This window comes from Dictyobacter formicarum (assembly GCF_016587435.1).
In genome coordinates, this window is record NZ_BNJJ01000005.1 from 59,567 (window position 1) to 77,645 (window position 18,079).

Sequence of the window (18,079 nt, forward strand, 5' to 3'; positions counted from 1 at the left end):
AGCGCTTGTGCCATTGCTTCTATCTCCGCAAACAACAGAACCACTTTTTACCTTGATTGGGATGAGGGAATCGTTTTATGTAGTGGTGCTGCGGATCAATGACCCTTTATTCCCAACGCCGGTCGGCGTCACATATGGTCAGTAGAAAATGAACCACTGGCCGAACAGACGGAAGAGGAGCGATTACGGATCTATCGCCGCATCCGAGTTACACTTATTCACTATATCAACATAAACCTCCTACTTCCTACCATATTAGCAATGATGCCACAGCGCAAATAAGAACGAAGCGAGTATAAGGATCTGCCATGTTTGCCCGCTTGCTAATCTGCCATGTTTGCCTCATTAAGGGGAGCTACAGATTGGCGCTCGATCAATTGTGAAAAAAGCTCTACATGTATCGGCGTTAGATCATGGTGGGCGTTGCGTTCGATCAGGCGCTGTACGGCCAGCCTTCCCAGTGCAGCGCGATCAATGCGAATAGTGGTAAGCGGCGGTACGATAAAAGGAGCGGTTTCAATATCATCGTAACCAATGATAGAAATATCCTGGGGTATACGATAGTTAGCCTCTTGCAGAGCACGAATAACCCCCATCGCGGACATGTCATTTGCGCAGAAAACCGCGCTAAACGGAGGATACTTAGTTGCCAGGAAATCCTTCATGCGCTGATAGGCCCAGGCAGGCCCCAATGCCGTCTCTAATACCAGGTTGGGATCGTAAGGAATGCCTGCTTCTTGTAATGCCGCCTGATAGGATGCAAAACGGCTCTTAATGGTGCTGCGCTTCAACTCGGTCGCGTGTAGAATCGCACGGTGGCCCCGCTCGGTCAGATAGTTCACAGCCAGGCGGGGGCCAATCACGTTATCGGGCAGCAGCGTATCAACCTGGAGATTCCAGTGCACAGCATTAAGCAGTACCATCTGAGAGGTCAGACCCATAGCTTGCTCCAGTAGGATGCGATCATCTACAGCCATAAAAATAAAGCCATCGGTAATATTCTGCCTTATACGCTCTAAGAGCGTCTCACGTTGCGCCTTATCAGTATCAAAGCCGATCACTGTATGGGTCAAGCGAATATCATGCTCGCGGCAAGTAGCCTCGATGCTATTCATGATATCGGTATGAAAGGGGTCATTACTGGACGTGCCTGTGGTCATCAGGAGATGTATCTGCGTAAGCGTGCTTTCTCTGGCCTCGTAGCCAAGGTCAGCCGCCGCCGCCAGTACGCGCTCCCGCAGCGTCTGACTAATTCCCTCAGAATTATTCAGCACACGCGAAACAGTGCTAATTGAGACGCCCGCCGCGACCGCTATCTCGCCCTGTCGCGGTCGCCTCCCCTGGTGATGGTGCATAACAATCCTCCAACCTCGATTCGATGGCCCATCTTTTTGTATAGAGCCTTTCGAAAAAATATACCATTTTTTGCAAGAAAATTGCAATACTTTTCAAGGCAAACAAAGCATTTGATGAAACTTGACTTTTACATGCAAATATGTTAATTTTCCGAAAGGGCGTAACCGTTTATCTATGCTCATTCTCTCAAAGCAGATCAACAATACATGACTTCATCGCCTTGTGATCTGCAAAAAATTGCGAAATGATTTTGCGGCTTATGTATTCAGCATATGAGTAGTCAATGCAGACATGCAAGATATATTTCCTGGCAACAAGGCTTGTTGCCAAAGGAGAGAGATATATGACAGACGCAACTGTACAGTCCACGAACAAGCGGTCTGACCAGGAGCCTCGCGTTGCCGCAGATCACGTGAGAGGCAGGCCGAAGTCATCCACGTGGCGACTCATCTGGCGGGACCGCTGGATCTATTTGCTGATCCTCCCCGGGCTAGTGTATTTTCTACTTTTCTATTATCTTCCATTGCTCGGCAATGTGACAGCTTTTCAGGACTATTCGCCTTATCTAGGTATTTTCAAAAGCCCCTGGGTTGGCCTTGCCAATTTCGCGCAATTATTCAGCGACCCCGATGTGTTGGTAGTACTAAAGAACACGCTTATCATTAGCCTGCTGCAAATCATCTTCGCCTTCCCGATAGGAATCGTCCTTTCACTCGTGCTAAGCGCGATACCAGCTGAGCGTTTCAAGCGCTTCATACAGAGCATCCTCTATCTTCCGCACTTTTTAGGATGGGTCATCATTGTCAGCATCTGGCAGCAGATCTTTGGCGGCGATGGTTTTATCAATCATCTCATCATCGGCATGGGAGGCAAACCGGTTGACCTCATGACCAATCCTGCACTCTTCAAACCGATGATCGTCTTGCAGGTAATCTGGAAGGAGAGCGGCTGGAGTACCATCATCTTTCTGGCAGCTATCGCCAGCATCACACCTGAGCTTTATGAGGCGGCGGTGGTTGATGGAGCGAGCAAATGGAGAAGGATCTGGCATATCACCTTGCCAGGCATCCGCGCAATCATCATTATGCTGCTGATCCTGCGTATGGGAAGCATCCTGAGCGTTGGCTTTGAGCAGATCTTTCTCCAGCGTGGAGGCTTTACAATGGATGTGGCTGAGGTCGTGGATACCTTTGTCTATAGCCGTGGCATCATCAACGGCCTCTGGGGCTACTCTGCAGCCGTAGCACTAACAAAAGCCGTAATAGGCATCGTTATGATCTGGGCTGCGAATAAGCTAGTCAAGAAGTTCGGAGAGGAGGGATTATTCTAATGCCAACCTGGGAGCGTTCTAGCTTTCTGAGCCGGTGGGCACTCTATATCAGCATGCTCCTGCTGGCCGTGATTATGCTGTTCCCTTTCGTCTACATTCTCGCAGTCAGCCTCTCCAGCTATGCGGATGTTGCGGGCGGCAGGTTAATTATTTTTCCGCTTCATCCAACTCTGGAGGCGTATCAATGGATTCTCAAGGGTGGGACGGTTGTGCAAGGTCTGCTTGTCAGCATTACGGTGACCTTGCTTGGAACAGCCATCAGCATGCTATTGACAACCACAATGGCATATGGCCTGAGCCGCAAGAATGTCATTGGTAGTAAAGTCTTGCTCTGGATGGTCTTGCTCGCCATGCTGCTTGCGCCTACCATGATCACTCGCTATCTGGTGGTACGTGAACTCCACCTCATTGATACCATCTGGGCGCTTGTGATACCGAGCGCCGTCGCACCCTTCAATCTGATCGTGATGCGTCAGTTCTTTATGGCTTTGCCGCAAGAGCTAATGGAGAGCGCGAAAATGGACGGTGCGAACGATCTGCGTACCTTCTGGAGCATCGTGCTTCCCCTCTCAAAGGCTCCTCTGGCGGCTATATCTCTCTTCTACGCCGTTGGGCAGTGGAACAGTTTCTTCGATGCTGTGCTCTTTATCAATAATGCGCAGCTCTATCCTATCACGATTGTTATGCGCCAGATTATTTTACAGGGCACCATACCAGCCGATACAGGTGTAGTCACAGATGTAGCTCCACCCGACATTACTATTCAGATGGCAGTGGTAGTTATCACTATCATTCCCATTCTGATCGTTTACCCTTTCTTGCAGAAACACTTTGCCAAAGGTGTTCTGACCGGAGCCATCAAAGGCTAGCCCAACAGACAGCTCATGATATGGGATTATGGCTGTACCTATTCCAACGGAATGAGGTATAGGGACTTTTCATCTCATCTTCTTTGCAAACGAGGAGGAATCAATGGACAATCAGTCTAAGCATGACGAACTGAGTGGTGTATATAACCGTCGCCGCTTCATACAGATGATGAGCACTGTGACGACCGGTAGCGTGCTGCTAGCAGCCTGCGGCGGATCGGATAACCAGCCGCTAACGAAAACCACGCACGTAAACACCCTGTCACAGAAGGATGCCAGGGCGACGTTGGATGCCTCGGTCGGCAAAACATATTTTCCATCAGATGATCCTAACGTTCTTGATGCTTATACTGCTCCCCCACCACTTATACAATCAGTGCAATATGTGCCGGGTCACGGTGGCAAGGTGACAGCCTTTACTATCAGCTTTCATCCCGCCCCCACGCCTTATGGTCAGAACAAATACTGGCGGGAGCTCAACAAGCGTCTGAACGTTGACTGGCAAGTGATGCTCGGCCCTAGCGATACATACCCGGAGAAGGCTACAGCCTTGCTGGCCAGTGGCGATGTGCCCGATATTTTCTACGTGGGACTCGATGGTGCACCTGCGTTGATTACACCGGTGAAGCAAGGGGCATTTACCGATCTGACCCCTTATCTTTCGGAAAGCGCCCGCAAACAGTTTCCCAATCTGGCAAAGATCGGACCCGATGCCTGGAAGAACTCGTCGCGCTTTGGCAAAATTTTTGGTGTGCCCCGCCCCCGCTCAACTGCTGGCGAAGTCCTGTGCATTCGCAGAGATTGGATGCAGAAGGTGGGTATAACTGATCCTAAAAATCTCGACGAATTCTTCAAGATGGCGCAAGAAATCCAAAAGGCCAAACCAGACGGTCAGCAAACCTGGGCCTTTGGCTCAATCAGCCCCACCAGAGATTTCTTCTACCAGATGTACCGCCTTCCTAACAAGTGGGGGATGCAAAATGGCAAACTCACCTACTATATTGAGATGCCGCAATTCAAAGATGCAATAGCCACTGTTAAGCGCTTCTGGGATGCCGGCCTTTTCCATCCCGATTCCTTTACGGCCACGCAAGCACAAAACAAGAGCGACCATGCGAGCGGCAAATTTGCCGCATATGTGGATGGATTTACAGCTCTCTCTGGTCAGCGTGCAAATGCAAAGAAAATCAATCCCAAAGCCGATGTTGTGATCTTGCCGCCTTTTGGGTATGATGGCGGCGCAGCCGTCCACTGGAAAGGTGGTGGTTACTATGGGGTCGCGAGCATTCCTATACAGAAAGGTGGAGATAGTGGGCGCGTCAAAGAACTGCTGCGCATCCTCGATTATCTCTGTGCTCCCACCTTTAGTGTCGAGGGCCAGTTCCTGGCGCTGGGCATTGATGGCTGGGACAACGAGAAGGGGCCAAATGGCTTAAAGAAGGTCAGTGATAGAGGCCAGAACGAGATACAAGATATGGCTTATATTGCCAACGCACCTCAGGTTCTCTACTACCCCGATGAGCCACCTTTAGGCCCCGCGCTTCAGAATACCCAGCGCCAGTTGCTCAAGATGGGCATCGACGATCCGACCACCAACCTGGTTTCAGAGACTGCCAGGTTACAATCAGCCAAGCTCAGCCAGATAGACAGCGACCATTTCTTGCGCATCATCAAAGGAGATGAGCCTGTAAGCGCAGGAGTGGATCAATGGATCAAAGATCGGCAACAGAGTGGAGGGGACAAAGTTCGGCAAGAATTTACTCAGCAGTTGTAAACATAGATGCGCGAGATCACCCTCAGCACACCATAGAGGTTGATAACATTCTATGGGTGTGCTGAGGTGATCTCGCAGGTCCCCTCAGCATTCTGGCATGCACGATAGCTTATGCGTGATTCTCCATTCCTAGAATCACCACAAACGCTTTCTCTTTGCGATATTATCAGGAGATCGTCTCCTATTCAAACATAGAAGGAATCTCTTATGATATGCCGAAGTGGTCTATCGTAGCTTTAGGCTAGCACAACAACAATAAGGTAGATAATATAGATTCCCACGAGGAAGGCCCCCATCCATCGAGGAATCTTCCCGTACCAGACAAGAGCCAGAAGCATCAGGTGCACAATAACCATAATGGATAAGGCGATCAATGTTATATGAGTGTCTCTTGGAAGAGCGCGGATGGTAGCAGCCAATCCAAGCGTGACAAGCAGATTATAGGCGAAGGAACCAAGGATACCCCCCACCAGAAGAGCCGCTTGTTTTTTGCGGGCTGCACTCACCCCTAGTGCAATCATCTCGGCCCCCGTCCCAAGCGAAACAATGGTTGCCCCGACCGCCCCCTGACTGAGTCCAATGAGGCTCGCAAACCTCAAGGCCCCTTCCACTATGGCTGGACCACCCACAGCCATGGCTGCCAGACCGCCGAAGGTCAGCAGAACTGGCTTCCAGGAGAAGCGTGGGCGCGAGTGCCACTCCTGGTCACGGTCGTCGTCATCGTCATCTTCGGACAAGGCCCGTTGCTTGATTGCCTCCTGATCTGTCCGAAAGAGGAACGCGGTGTAACCAACAAATATCACCAACAAGAGGATTCCTGCGAGCCGGGTAACGCTTCCTAGAAAGAGCAGCACAACGGGAATGACCGAAACTAGCGTCGCAATGAAAGCTTGTCGCCGCACGCTCCGGTCAATAGACAGGGGAAAAATGAGTGCGGAGAGGCCCAATGCCGCGGTGACGATGGTGACATTTGTCCCAATGACATTGCCGACGGCAAGACCTGGAGCGCCACGTGCCGATGCAATAGCGGCGGTAAGCATCTCCTCCGGTTCCAGTCCGGCCAGCAGCACGCCGATGATCAGCACACTAACCCCCAGAGCGCGAGCCAGATCACCCGCTCCATCAACAAACCAATCCGCCCCGGCAAGAAGTAGAATGGTCCCGATGAGCAGCAACCCGAGTGTAAAAAGGAGAGGAAACATTAGTGCTCCTTTCCCTGAATAAGCGATTGCTCTCCGCTTTGCGCACTCTCTCGCAGCGCATGGAAGGCTTCCCTGATACCATAGTAAACAATCACCAGAGACGCGAGCGGATCGGCCCACCACCAGCCGAAGAGCGCATTGAGCACCAATCCCACCAGAACAGCCCCTGCCAGATAGGCATCTATAAGCGTGACGCGCCCTTCTGTCAATAACACTTCATTCTGCAATTGCTGCCCCGTCATGCGTTTGCCAAAGGCGAGGAGGAGCATAGCGATGAAAGTAGCTGTAATCCAGGCAATACCTCCCATCGAGGTGACCGCATGTGTTCCTGTGAGAAGTGTATAGAGTAATTGCGCAAGAATATAGATGACCAGGGCAATGAATGCGATGCCAATAAAGCGGAGCGCCTGACGCTCGCGCTGTTGATTGACGCCGGTAAGTTGCCAGACAACGACAACAGACGCAAAGATTTCGATTAGTGAGTCCAGCCCGAATCCGGCCAGGGCGACAGAACGAGCGGCAATAGCGGCGACAATAACGATGACGACGCCAACGACGTTCCAACTGAGTGTGAGGTATTCGAGCAATAAGCCCCGTTTTATAAGAATAGTGTTATTCAAAAGGAATCTCCCATATCTATCATGTTTCTCTGTATTATTCATTCTTTGTAGAGAGGAGGATCTCAATGGGGGTCGTGGTTATCATACCTTGCAGGACGATTTCATCAAGCGCGGCAAGCAGAGGCGCAGCACGCTCCTCATGAGTCACGATGTCAATAACGATGGGCAAATTATCGGCCAGGTCGGGAAAGCGATCTGTGGAGAGAATGTGCTCTGGCCCAAAGCCTTCAATGCCACGCACAACCGTGGCGGCAATGGCTGTATGGCTGTATGCCTCCTCAAGCACGCGTCGATAGAGCGGCTTCCCACGGTGCTCTTGTGCTTCCCCAAGGAAAATACGAATCCGTTTTCCTGGCTTGCTATGTGATGAGAACAATGGTGATGTCATGTGTCTTTTTTCCTCTATCCTTCCAGGACCAGACGCAGGACATCGGCACGTCCTACGACGCCTTGTATCCGGTGGTGACTATCAACAACCGGCAGCACTTTCCGGTGTGTCTCCATCATCCGTTTAATCGTGTCCTGTACGGTGGTAGTCTCATTGACGGTAATGACCTCCGGGTTCATCACATCAGCTGCGATGCGTGCTTTTCCTGGAGCTGTTCGCAACGCTCCAGAGGGCAGGCGTTGTGGTTGCCCTCCCCGTGTCCATTGTTGCAACAAGCGCAAGAACACGGGGCGCTCGGCCTCGTGAAGGCGGGTCAAGATATCAATATCACTGATGACTCCCTGTACCTGTCCCTGGTCATTGACGACGAAGACGCGCTTGAGGGGCGAGACTACCAGAGCATCGATCACCTGTGAGAGGGGCAGGTGTGCCTCGACGGTAGGAGCCACCGCAAGCGAGAAAGCGCCGATCGGTTGTTGCTGCACAGGGGCCGCGTGCAGTGGTTGGCTCGGCCTGACAGTGTGCTCATCATGGGCCTCCGCTGTGCTTGCCAGTGGACTTGTGATCAGCAACTGTAAGAGATCAGAACGGGAAAGCATCCCCAGGAGCTTCCCATCCGAGGAGACGACTGGCAGGACGCGTACTGGCGTTTCCGTCATGAGGTGCGCGGCTTCTTTGGCAGATGCATCGGGGGAGATGGTGCGGATCTGGCGGTTCATCACATCCCGGGCAGTCAATTCAGGCGTTGGTGCTGGGTGGGAAAGAGCGTGCAGGGCCGTTTGATCTATCTCGCGGGTTGTCCGAATAATGCCGCGCCTCAGTGAGAGGACATCGGCGTCAATCAAATCGCGGGTCCCGATGATGCCCACCAGATGATGCTGCGCATCGACAACAGGAAGGGCACGAAAAGGGGCGTCTATAAGCAATGGTAACAAACTATTCACGGATGTTTCCGGTGAGACAGTCACGACAGATGTCTCCATGATTTGTTTCACGGGTAACTTGCGGGAGAGGCCATGCGAGGGCGCATGGGTATACTTGAGGACCTCAACCTCATGAATGGTCATGAGCCCTCCCTGGAGCATTTCTTCCAGTTGCGGAAGCAAGCGCTGAAGGCGTTCGGGTCGATCTACCACGTGAATGATAACGGTGGCATCTGAAACCAGGTGAAATTTCTCCTGGGTATGCAGATGCTCACCCGCGCCAAACCCTGCGATAGAGCGCGTGACCGTCGCGCCTGCGCACCGGGCTTGACGAAGAAGCTGGACAATGGCGATGTAGAGGTTTTTTCCTTGCCATTGATCAGATTCACCAAGGTAGATGGTCAGCGCCAGAGCTTTTCCATGTCGCAGCAAACTCATACCGGCCTTTCCTTTCCCATGCGCGCCGGGCAATCTGAGGAATGACGCATATCTTGAGGCAATCCAAATGGCAGTTCTGAGCTTCTCGATAATCCCACGAACAGAGACAGGAGCACACGTGCAATATAAAAGATTGCCTGCTTCAAGAGAATGCCCGTAGTTTCTCAACAAGAAAAAAGCTTCTACCGCTGCTCACATGTGCCCATGACAATCATCCTGTTGATGTGAGTTCGTAGAAGCTATTAGCCGATGCCGGCGTTACGCGAGCCTCATCGCGAGCGTGTCACCCTCCTCATTTATTTTATTATGTATAGTATACGCAAGCCCGATAAAGAGCGTCAAGGATACGTATCAGCAGATAGGGCTTTCCAAATGTTCGGCTTTCTACGATCATGTTATGCGCATTCATCGAAACAGCTGAATACCAAAGAACCCCAAGACCTGGGTAAGCAGATAGAGGGCAGCAAGTCCACTCACGAGAATCGTCAGGGCATAAGAGAGCACATTATAGATCAAGCGATTGGTGTAGCGGCCCATCAGCCGTTTCTGATTCACCAGATATAAAATGGCAAAGAGAATAATAGGAAGCAAGAGACCATTCAACAGATAAAGATTCAGCAGTATTTGGATGACGGGCAAATTTGGCAGCATAGCGACAATCACGCCAAGAATAATTAATAACGTGAACAGCCCCCAGAAGAATGGAGCCTCGTGAAAGGCTCGTCCCACTCCTCGTTCAAAACCAAAGGCTTCGGAGAGCGAATAACTAGTAGAAAGAGGCAACACACCAGCCGCCAGCAGTGCTGCTCCCAACATTCCCACGGCAAACGCCCGACTGGCAAAGATGCCGAGAAACGGCGCGAGGGCCTGGGCGGCTTCTGCCGCCGAGCTAATAGGCACACCGACGCCATGGCTCGCCACAAAGAGGGTCGCCGCCGTCGAGACGATAATAAAGAAGGCAATCGTATTGGAGAAAATGGCACCAACCCAAACCTCGAAGCGCTCATATCTGTACTCATGCATGCCAATGCCTTTCTCAACTACGGCACTTTGCACGTATAGCTGCATGTAGGGGCTAATTGTCGTACCTACGGCGGCCACAATCATCAAGATATAGCTCCCACTCGGCCGGATGGTCGGAATGAAGGTCCCAACAGCCACCGCGCCCCAATCAGGTTTGGCGAGAAAAGCGGAAAAGATATAAGCAAAGAAGACGAAGGTTAAGGCTAAAAAGATTTTCTCGACGTGCTTGTAGGAACCACGCGCCACCAGCAACCAGATGAGCAAGCCGCCGCATGGCGCTCCAATCCAGGACGGAATGCCAAAGAGGTTCAATGCGGCGGCAACCCCAATGAACTCAGAAACGATCACGCCTCCATTGGCCAGCAGGAAAACAAACATGATAAAGACAGTGAGGCGCAGAGGAAAGTTCTCCCGAATCAGATCAGACAGCCCTTTGCCCGTCACGACTCCCATGCGCGTACACATTTCCTGGACCAACCCCATCCCGACGGTCAAAATGACCATCACCCACAACATGGAATAGCCAAACTGTGCTCCCATACTACTGTAGGTTGCAATCCCGCCGGGATCGTTGCCTGCGTTAGCGGCAATGAGGCCTGGACCAAAAATACCCAGATAAAAAAGTACGCGCTGAAGCAGGGGTGGACGAGGTCGGCGAGGCCGTGTCGTCAACTCAGCTTTTTTTCGCGTGGGTGTGGTGTGCTTCATGAAGAAGTTCCTCCTATCTCGTTGTCGTGTCGTGTCATATGCGTCAAGATCCATGCCAGACAGCACAACGCTTACTCAACTCGCTCGCGTGTAGCCAGATCTACACATGTTCAAGTTGCGACCGGACGCGAGCATATCAACGAGAGGAAGGTCACGATCCTATGAGCTCTGGTGATCAGTTCGTCTCAATGCACTCCTCCGGTGCCATGGTGTAGGCCCTCCTTCTACTCGGAGGGCGGCTACGGCCAGACTCCATATAGTTGCTCCTTTCAAGCTCTTAGAGAAGACGGTCAAGCGCCTCTTTTAACGCTCTGCTTGCTTCATCAGAAACTCCATACACAAGCGCGCGGCTCAGCTGATGATCAATTTCCTGCTCTAAAATGGCTCGTCCAACCGCATCGAGGGCAGCCCGCACGGCAGCAACCTGCGTGAGCATCTCCCGGCTCTCACGTCCCTCATCCCAGAGACGTTTGAGACTTGCTGCGTGTCCGGCAATGCGTGCCAACCGATTCGCGATATCTTCACGCGCTTTCTCTTGCTCTCCCGTCATAAGGCGCTCCTTTCTCCTCATCTCATCTGCCCTCCCCCCAGGGGGGATAGAACGATGGTACTCTTACCATAGCAACAGTGGCGAAACCAGTCAAGAGAAGGCACCCGCTTTATCGTAAATCCTTTCTGGTGGCACGCGTGATGAGTGAATATCCCTCGCTCTCGTATGTTTCGAGGCACTCTTCTAAACGAAGGCATCCACATTGTAACAATCGTTCCAGGAATCGTTTGGTCTGCTGAGCGTGAGCAATAACTTCCTCAACTTCCAGAAGTTTTCTTTTGAGCCAGGTGTTCCCAGCGTTTGCTCGCCGGGATGTCTGAGGAGAAGCCTGCCACAAGCAGATGCATTTCCGCGATGGTACATCCAGCATGCTGTGCCATCTGCAAGATTCTGAGGAGGTCCAGCACGCTGGTGTCATAACGACGATGCCCACCCGAGATTCGACGAGGAGTAGGGAGCAAGCCCATACTTTCGTAGTAGCGCAGAGCAGATGTCCGTAAACCTGATCGACGCGCCACTTCCCCTATAGAGAGTTCTTCCATCTGTTTCCTCTTGACTTCAAGTTTACTTGAAATTGTATGCTGGTAACAGAAAAATATGCAAGACCATTGGAGGTTCTCTCAATGTCATTCCAACCTACTGAGCCAGTATTCGCTTGCAACATCGCTGCCATTCCACAAGAACTTCGACCGGTGCATCAAGCCAATACTCAACGGATCTTTGCAAACGTGCAAGAGATACAAGAACTTTCTACAGGCTATGCGTGGCGGCTCCCCAATGAAACAGAGATGTTGCAAACAGTGGCGACCTTTCTTCGTTACGAACGGCTCTGTTGTCCATTCTTTCACTTCATATTAGAAATTGAGCCAGATGAGGGGCCTATCTGGCTTAAAATTAGTGGAGCCGAAGATGTAAAGTCATTCATCCAAAGTGAGGGATGGGTGCCGCCCACTGAGGGCTCTCTCCCTTGGCAACACTCATAGCTCGGATGAGCGTTAAATCAGGCATGTGATCAATGCTTTCTTTTTGAGCCAGGGAACAAGATGCCCTGTCAGTCGTAAGAAAGCATTGCTTCATGAATCGTTGTTAAGGCAAGCTCATGCCTTCAATGCATAAGCTTGCCAGTTGCCATAGCTTGCGTGATTGTGAGAACTGGACCGCTGGTCTGAAGAGCCGTTTGCTCACAGATTTGGGGAGGAACAGCTCTCCTAGACAAAATTGTGGCCCTGTTTTTTTAGAAGAGCACATTCTTGCCAAAAGCTGGCAGGTTCTAGGAGAGCATCTACGCTTTTTAGGAAAGTTTATACATAAGAGGGTATCGCAAACTGGCTAGCAGGACGAGTCAGGCCAAGATTCTCGCGCAAGGTTCGACCTTCATACTCTGTGCGGAACAAGCCGCGCTGTTGTAAGATAGGAATAACCAATTCGACAAAGTCATCTAAACCAGTTGGCAGATAGGGTGGCATGATGTTAAAGCCATCCGCTGCGTCATTAACAAACCATTCCTCCAATTGATCGGCAATCTGCTCAGGAGTGCCCCAGATGGTGCGATGACCACGCGCACCCGCGATTGCCTGGTAGAGCTGGCGAATAGTCAGGTTCTCCCTCCTGGCAAGATCGGTCACCAGTTTCTGGCGACTTTTGTTGAGGTTGGTTTCCGGTAGTTCTGGCAATGGACCGTCAAGTGGATAGGCCGAGAGATCGAAGCCTCCAAGGTTGCCACTAAGCAGGGCCAGGCCTACCTTTGGATGGATCAGGTTCTGCAATTGATCATATTTCTCTTTTGCTTCCGCTTCAGTCTGCCCGATAACTGGGAATACACCGGGCATAATTTTGAGCTGATCAGGAGAACGTCCATATGTAGCCAGCCTTCCTTTGATACCCGCATAAAAAGCCTGAGCCTCTTCGAGCGTCTGTTGAGCGGTAAAGATAACCTCGGCAGTGGACGCCGCGAAGTCCTGGCCATCCTCGGATGCACCTGCCTGTACAATAACAGGATATCCCTGCGGAGGTCGCGCGACGTTGAGCGGTCCACGGACAGAAAAGTGTTTGCCTTTATGATTGAGCACATGCACTTTTTCAGGATAAACGTAGATGCCAGACTCTTTATCACGGATAAAGGCATCGTCGTCCCAACTGTCCCACAGCCCGATGGTAACCTGTAAGAACTCGCGAGCACGCTCATAACGCAAGGCATGGTCCATATGCTTCTCGCGATTGAAGTTTTGCGCCTCGGCCTCTGATGCGGAAGTTACCACATTCCATCCAGCACGGCCGTGGCTCAAATAGTCCAGCGAGGCAAACTTACGAGCAATATGATACGGTTCATTATAAGTGGTGGAAGCAGTAGCAACCAGGCCAATGTGTTCGGTCACTGCCGCCAGGGCCGAGAGCAGCGTTAGCGGCTCAAAGTGAACGATCTGGCCCGAACGGCTCAAAGATTCGGGATTTTGATCACGGCGCACGGCCACACCGTCCGCCAGAAAGACCATATCAAATTTGGCGCGTTCAGCAGTCTGAGCCAGATGACGATAATGCACAAAGTCCAGACCACCATCCTCCCTGGCATCCGGATGCCTCCATGCGGCAACGTGATGGCCGGTATTCATTAAGAATGCGCCTAGCTTGAGCTGACCTTTTTTTGTGCTCACAGGTAGTATCTCCTTCTCGCTAAAAAATAGTGTTTATTGGATGCGTGGGTCTAGCTTCCAGTGCCTGTAACAGTCGGCAGTTCCAGATCATTGACAGAACTGGGGACCTTCGAGATCAGTCCGATAGATTGCATGAAGGTGGCATAGGCCATCAAACCCGATGGGGTCGTCGCAAAGGCGAGCGACTTACTATCGATCAAAGCCTTGAACTGCTTGACTGAACCGCTCCCCCCACTGCCCGCATCCTGAGCAAGGTACTCCGCTGCCTCCTGATGATGGTTGGTAACATAGGTTGTCGCGGCCAAAAGATCCTTGTAGACCGCCTTGCTAAATGCCGGGTACTGGTTGTAGAAGCTCTGGGGAAGCACGATAAGACCAGTTCCAACCGGACCAAAGGGCTGATTAGTATGCAGGACGATGTGGCCACCAGCCGCAACCTCGCGCTCCTGGAAAGGTGAGCCTGCGAAATTGGCAGCAAGTTGGCCAGCGAGCAGTGCTTGCTCACCATCGACGGAACCAATAGCCACCAGATTTTTATCCAGAGCATGCGCGTTGCCAAGTTGCTGTTGCGCCGCTTTCCGTAGCACAATAGCTTGCTGCGCATCAGGGGCCACCACACCGATCTTGTCGTTAGGTCCAAAGTCTTTCAAGGACTTAATGCGCGGATTCTTTGCGACCAACCAGGTATCATTCCGACTGGTGGCAAGCAGCACCTTCCAATCCATGCCTCGATCCCAGCCTACCAGAAATGGTGAGATACCAAGCGAGCCAAGTTGTCCTTGATTAGAGAGGATCGCCTCGCGTACCGCCGAGCCGCTATTGACGATCTTCCATTGAATATTTGTGTGAGGAAATTGCTTGCTTAAAGTCTTTTGTAATTTCAAGGTGATGAAGGTAACTGAACCAAGACCAGGCTGATAGACAATAGTGAAAGACGAAGGTGCACCCGCATCACCATTTGCATTGGCTGCGTTGCCGCAGGCGCTCACAAATAAGACCAGGAGAACTAGCAGTAAGGCCATGGGCCGATATCGTTTGCTCATCATGACGTTTTTCCTTTTCCGACAGAATATGAATACAAGCAATAGTGCCTGAGCATTACTGGGCCTGCTTCATTCCCCATTTCACTATGGTTTGTCGCTCAATCCACTGGAAAAGCGCGTCCAGCAGAATACCCAGCAATGAAATAATGACCAGACCAGCGAAGATGGCAGGCGGATTGAGAAAGTAGCGTGCGTTGTTAATGTACCAGCCAAGTCCGCCATTAGATCCTGCAACGCCGAAAACAATTTCGGCACCAACCACTGTACGCCAGCCAAAAGCCCAGGCCAGGCGCAATCCTGATAGGATGTGCGGAAGTGCAGCTGGCAGGAAGACATCTCGCACAGTTTGGACGCGATTGAGGCCAAGGTTCAGAGCGACCATGCGGGTCGTGGTGCCAATGGTACGAAAGCCTGTCTCTGTATTGGCAGAGATCGGCCAGATGGAACCATAGACAACAACAAAAATGATTGCAGCTGAATTCAGGCCAAACCAGAGCATAGTAAGTGGTAAGATGGCAATACCGGGCAATGGGCTGAAGACAGATGTAAGTAAAGTCAGCAGGTCTCGCCCTAAACGGGAGAATGCCGAGAACGAGGCCAGGATCAAGCCAAGGACAATTCCTATTCCCATCCCGATAGCTAGATTTTGTAATGAGATCAACGTTGCGCTGACCAGTTGACCATTGGCAATATCGGCATACAGGGCGTGTAAGGTAGCAAGAGGCGACGCGATAAGCAATGAGCTAGCGCCACTGAAACTGACGTAAAGTTGCCAAACAAAAATAATGATCAGGCCAAACAATAGCTGACGCAGCCAGACTGGCAGTTGACGTACCTTCGCGGTAACCGCCAATTCGCGTATCCTGGCGGAAGCTGGTTGTAACAGGCTCACAAACGATTCCTTCCTATAACTAACGCAACAAAGCACACCACTACATCTGGCTTATTCCACAGCACTGAGCTGCGCGATCCCTTCAGATCGCGTTTCATGGCGAATAAGCTGTGAACGCAAGTGCATCGAGATATCATCGAACTCCTTGCTACCAAACTCTTCTGCATGGCTTGTATCGACGACCTCACGAATCAAAGCGGGTGAGGAGGACATGACCATGACGTGCGTTCCCAGGAAGACAGCCTCTTGAATGGAGTGCGTCACCAACACAATGGTCACGCCCGTACGCTTCCAGATCTCGTTCAATTCTAACTGCAGCTGGTTGCGTGTGATTGCGTCTAAAGCGCCAAATGGCTCATCCATGAGTAAGATATCAGGCTCCAGAGCCAGAGCACGAGCCAGGGCTGCACGCTGCTTCATGCCACCAGAGAGCTGATATGGGTATTTATCGGCTGCCGGGGCGACCTGGACCAATTCAAGATAAGAGCGAGCCTTGTTAATCGCCTCCTGTTTAGGGATGCGCTTCGTCACCTGTAAGGCGTAGACGATATTATCTAATACAGTGCGCCAGGCAAAAAGTTGCTCGAAATCCTGAAAAACAAAGGCGCGATCAGGACCCGGTTTGTTTACAGGCACGCCTTTCAGGCGTATCTCGCCCTGTAGTGGCTCTAAAAAACCACCAATGGCCTTGAGGAGCGTTGTCTTGCCGCAGCCTGAGGGTCCGATAATCACGAATTTCTCACCGCGCTGGATAGAAAAGCTCGCATCTTTCACCACAGCAACGTGATCGCTACCAGTATTGCTTTGTGCATAATCCAGATAGAGATGCTTCGCCTGTACTATTGGATCAGTATCCTGTTGTCCCAACTTCATTAGCTCCTTGCTTTCTGGGTAACCAGATCAGGTAAGCTGACCTGGCTAATAGAGGCATCTTGCAAACGACCATACTTACTACGATAGTAGAGTAAAGGCTGGTGATGGGGCTGAATAGCGGTGGAAGTGACCTCTCCAACAAAGATCGAATGGTCCCCTCCGGGATAACGTGCCACTAGACGACACTCCAGCGTTGTCAGCGCGTCATCGAGCAAGGGTACACCGAGCTGACCATATCTGTGAGCAATAGTAGAAAACTTATCGGGCGTACGACGGGCGAAATGCTGCGAGAGGCTCTCTGCATGTTCAGCGAGAATGTTCACGCCAAAGACTTCGCTGGCAATGATCAAATCATGAATAGTTGCATTGCGATCGATCCCTACAAGGATAAGTGGAGGCTCTAAGGAGAGCGAACAGAAGGAGCTTACAGTTGTACCATGAAGTTGTCCCTGATGCTGAGTCGTGATGACGGTCACTCCAGAAGCGAAATGACCCAAAGCAAGACGAAATTCGCTGTGCTCTACACTCATCGTGCTTACCTCTTTCTAAGCTTCAATTGCTAACTGTGACGGCTACCGACACGCTCTGGCCGAGAAAGGTGGGGGCTTTCTCTCAGAAAACGTGATAGGGTAACGACTTCTTGCCCCAGCAATGTAAGTTCCTCTACCAGCCTACCCTGTGCCTGCTTCAGAGCATCAAAGTCTTTCGCAGATGCATAGATAGCTCTGGCTGGAATATAAGAACCAAAGAAACCAAACAGCGGACGTAGCTGATGCTCCAGGACAAGGTAATGATGATCGCTTCCTCCGGTAGCCAGCAACCCTACAACTTTCCCCCGAAGCGGATCACGCCCATGGGGATCATTGGGAACTAAGTCAAAAAAGTTTTTGAGTGCCCCGGTATACGATCCTCGATAAATAGGGGTGGCAACAAGGTAGGCATCAGCCTCCTCTACTAGCGCAAGCGCTCTTCGTGTATCACTATTGTAACTATCAGGAGAACGACCATCACAGAACTCTAACGCGAAGTCGCGCAATTCTAGTACCTGCGCCTCAATAGTAGGATCATATGCTTTCGCTCCAGCTAACACCTTATCGAGAACGATACGTGTGCGCGATGGAGGAGGTGTCAGGCTGCCATTGATAGCTAACAACTTGAAACTCATAGTGCTCCTTTCCATTTTTTTGTGGTTTGTTGACTTAATAGATCAATATTATTAACAATAGTAGCTAGCACAAAGGTAGTTTGTCAATAAAATTTTTGAATTCATAAAAAATATATATAAAACAGATAACAATTCGGAATGCTTATGGAAGAATTTGCTTCTTCAGGCTTTTTTGGGGATTTAATTCACACGCATAAACAGCAAAATTACGTTTCGCGTGCACATAGCTGCCACCACTATCACAATAGACGACCATACAGATAGGCAAATTTAT

18 protein-coding genes are annotated in these 18,079 nt (G+C 51.0%); 4 read left to right on the plus strand and 14 right to left on the minus strand.

Features of this window, described 5'->3' with window-relative positions; genetic code table 11:
* Positions 1–323: 323 nt before the first annotated feature.
* A complete protein-coding gene (locus tag JMI88_RS10030; RefSeq protein ID WP_201361692.1) occupies positions 324–1,355 on the minus strand; it encodes a LacI family DNA-binding transcriptional regulator in 1,032 nt (343 codons plus the stop codon).
* 344 nt (positions 1,356–1,699) lie between these two features.
* On the opposite strand from JMI88_RS10030, the gene JMI88_RS10035 reads away from it, so the two are divergent.
* The 3 genes from JMI88_RS10035 (at position 1,700) to JMI88_RS10045 (ending at position 5,329) form a co-directional block, all read left to right on the plus strand.
* On the plus strand, positions 1,700–2,686 hold the full coding sequence (locus JMI88_RS10035; protein WP_201361693.1) for an ABC transporter permease: 987 nt from the start codon (positions 1,700–1,702) through the stop codon (positions 2,684–2,686).
* A complete protein-coding gene (locus JMI88_RS10040; protein ID WP_201361694.1) occupies positions 2,686–3,555 on the plus strand; it encodes a carbohydrate ABC transporter permease in 870 nt (289 codons plus the stop codon). The genes JMI88_RS10035 and JMI88_RS10040 overlap by 1 nt, the downstream gene beginning before the upstream one ends.
* Before the next feature lie 103 nt (positions 3,556–3,658).
* The gene (locus JMI88_RS10045; RefSeq protein WP_201361695.1) at positions 3,659–5,329 is read left to right on the plus strand and encodes a type 2 periplasmic-binding domain-containing protein; all 1,671 of its coding nucleotides are present in this window, start codon (positions 3,659–3,661) and stop codon (positions 5,327–5,329) included.
* A gap of 236 nt (positions 5,330–5,565) precedes the next feature.
* Here JMI88_RS10045 and JMI88_RS10050 read toward each other — a convergent pair whose 3' ends face one another.
* The 7 genes from JMI88_RS10050 to JMI88_RS10080 form a co-directional block, all read right to left on the minus strand.
* Positions 5,566–6,531, minus strand: coding sequence for a sodium:calcium antiporter (locus JMI88_RS10050; RefSeq protein WP_201361696.1), 966 nt, complete (start codon positions 6,529–6,531; stop codon positions 5,566–5,568).
* Positions 6,531–7,151, minus strand: a complete 621-nt coding sequence (locus tag JMI88_RS10055) for a cation efflux transmembrane domain-containing protein (protein WP_201361697.1) — start codon at positions 7,149–7,151, stop codon at positions 6,531–6,533. Before JMI88_RS10055 ends, JMI88_RS10050 begins: the two co-directional genes overlap by 1 nt.
* A 34-nt stretch (positions 7,152–7,185) precedes the next feature.
* The gene (locus JMI88_RS10060; RefSeq protein WP_201361698.1) at positions 7,186–7,539 is read right to left on the minus strand and encodes a DUF190 domain-containing protein; all 354 of its coding nucleotides are present in this window, start codon (positions 7,537–7,539) and stop codon (positions 7,186–7,188) included.
* A 14-nt stretch (positions 7,540–7,553) separates the two neighbouring features.
* Positions 7,554–8,900 (minus strand): DUF190 domain-containing protein, encoded by a 1,347-nt coding sequence (locus JMI88_RS10065; RefSeq protein ID WP_201361699.1) that lies wholly within the window; start codon positions 8,898–8,900, stop codon positions 7,554–7,556.
* 405 nt (positions 8,901–9,305) lie between these two features.
* Complete coding sequence (locus JMI88_RS10070) at positions 9,306–10,631, minus strand: Nramp family divalent metal transporter (RefSeq protein WP_201361700.1); 1,326 nt, start codon at positions 10,629–10,631, stop codon at positions 9,306–9,308.
* A 277-nt stretch (positions 10,632–10,908) separates the two neighbouring features.
* A complete protein-coding gene (locus JMI88_RS10075) occupies positions 10,909–11,181 on the minus strand; it encodes a metal-sensing transcriptional repressor (protein WP_201361701.1) in 273 nt (90 codons plus the stop codon).
* A 257-nt stretch (positions 11,182–11,438) separates the two neighbouring features.
* Positions 11,439–11,723 (minus strand): MerR family DNA-binding transcriptional regulator, encoded by a 285-nt coding sequence (locus JMI88_RS10080; protein WP_201361702.1) that lies wholly within the window; start codon positions 11,721–11,723, stop codon positions 11,439–11,441.
* An 81-nt stretch (positions 11,724–11,804) separates the two neighbouring features.
* Here JMI88_RS10080 and JMI88_RS10085 point away from each other — a divergent pair, with 81 nt between their 5' ends.
* Positions 11,805–12,164: a hypothetical protein gene (locus JMI88_RS10085; protein ID WP_201361703.1), complete on the plus strand. Its 360-nt coding sequence runs from the start codon at positions 11,805–11,807 to the stop codon at positions 12,162–12,164.
* 318 nt (positions 12,165–12,482) lie between these two features.
* Here JMI88_RS10085 and JMI88_RS10090 read toward each other — a convergent pair whose 3' ends face one another.
* From JMI88_RS10090 to JMI88_RS10115, 6 genes are read right to left on the minus strand one after another with little or no spacing between them, the layout of a single operon-like run.
* Positions 12,483–13,832, minus strand: coding sequence for an LLM class flavin-dependent oxidoreductase (locus JMI88_RS10090; RefSeq protein WP_201361704.1), 1,350 nt, complete (start codon positions 13,830–13,832; stop codon positions 12,483–12,485).
* 50 nt (positions 13,833–13,882) lie between these two features.
* Positions 13,883–14,878 (minus strand): ABC transporter substrate-binding protein, encoded by a 996-nt coding sequence (locus JMI88_RS10095; protein ID WP_201361705.1) that lies wholly within the window; start codon positions 14,876–14,878, stop codon positions 13,883–13,885.
* Between the two features lie 52 nt (positions 14,879–14,930).
* Positions 14,931–15,767: an ABC transporter permease gene (locus JMI88_RS10100; RefSeq protein ID WP_236022890.1), complete on the minus strand. Its 837-nt coding sequence runs from the start codon at positions 15,765–15,767 to the stop codon at positions 14,931–14,933.
* A gap of 51 nt (positions 15,768–15,818) precedes the next feature.
* Positions 15,819–16,634 (minus strand): ABC transporter ATP-binding protein, encoded by an 816-nt coding sequence (locus tag JMI88_RS10105; RefSeq protein ID WP_201361706.1) that lies wholly within the window; start codon positions 16,632–16,634, stop codon positions 15,819–15,821.
* Between the two features lie 5 nt (positions 16,635–16,639).
* Positions 16,640–17,170: a flavin reductase family protein gene (locus JMI88_RS10110; RefSeq protein ID WP_201361707.1), complete on the minus strand. Its 531-nt coding sequence runs from the start codon at positions 17,168–17,170 to the stop codon at positions 16,640–16,642.
* Positions 17,171–17,199: 29 nt separating this feature from the next.
* Complete coding sequence (locus tag JMI88_RS10115) at positions 17,200–17,805, minus strand: NAD(P)H-dependent oxidoreductase (RefSeq protein ID WP_201361708.1); 606 nt, start codon at positions 17,803–17,805, stop codon at positions 17,200–17,202.
* Positions 17,806–18,079: the final 274 nt, after the last annotated feature.

What these genes read in the sequence shown, in the direction of transcription:
- JMI88_RS10030 (WP_201361692.1), bottom strand. Translation starts at nt 1,355, where the DNA reads ATGCACCATCACCAGGGGAGGCGACCGCGACAGGGCGAGATAGCGGTC.
- JMI88_RS10035 (WP_201361693.1), top strand. Translation starts at nt 1,700, where the DNA reads ATGACAGACGCAACTGTACAGTCCACGAACAAGCGGTCTGACCAGGAG.
- JMI88_RS10040 (WP_201361694.1), top strand. Translation starts at nt 2,686, where the DNA reads ATGCCAACCTGGGAGCGTTCTAGCTTTCTGAGCCGGTGGGCACTCTAT.
- JMI88_RS10045 (WP_201361695.1), top strand. Translation starts at nt 3,659, where the DNA reads ATGGACAATCAGTCTAAGCATGACGAACTGAGTGGTGTATATAACCGT.
- JMI88_RS10050 (WP_201361696.1), bottom strand. Translation starts at nt 6,531, where the DNA reads ATGTTTCCTCTCCTTTTTACACTCGGGTTGCTGCTCATCGGGACCATT.
- JMI88_RS10060 (WP_201361698.1), bottom strand. Translation starts at nt 7,539, where the DNA reads ATGACATCACCATTGTTCTCATCACATAGCAAGCCAGGAAAACGGATT.
- JMI88_RS10065 (WP_201361699.1), bottom strand. Translation starts at nt 8,900, where the DNA reads ATGAGTTTGCTGCGACATGGAAAAGCTCTGGCGCTGACCATCTACCTT.
- JMI88_RS10070 (WP_201361700.1), bottom strand. Translation starts at nt 10,631, where the DNA reads ATGAAGCACACCACACCCACGCGAAAAAAAGCTGAGTTGACGACACGG.
- JMI88_RS10075 (WP_201361701.1), bottom strand. Translation starts at nt 11,181, where the DNA reads ATGACGGGAGAGCAAGAGAAAGCGCGTGAAGATATCGCGAATCGGTTG.
- JMI88_RS10080 (WP_201361702.1), bottom strand. Translation starts at nt 11,723, where the DNA reads ATGGAAGAACTCTCTATAGGGGAAGTGGCGCGTCGATCAGGTTTACGG.
- JMI88_RS10085 (WP_201361703.1), top strand. Translation starts at nt 11,805, where the DNA reads ATGTCATTCCAACCTACTGAGCCAGTATTCGCTTGCAACATCGCTGCC.
- JMI88_RS10095 (WP_201361705.1), bottom strand. Translation starts at nt 14,878, where the DNA reads ATGATGAGCAAACGATATCGGCCCATGGCCTTACTGCTAGTTCTCCTG.
- JMI88_RS10110 (WP_201361707.1), bottom strand. Translation starts at nt 17,170, where the DNA reads ATGAGTGTAGAGCACAGCGAATTTCGTCTTGCTTTGGGTCATTTCGCT.
- JMI88_RS10115 (WP_201361708.1), bottom strand. Translation starts at nt 17,805, where the DNA reads ATGAGTTTCAAGTTGTTAGCTATCAATGGCAGCCTGACACCTCCTCCA.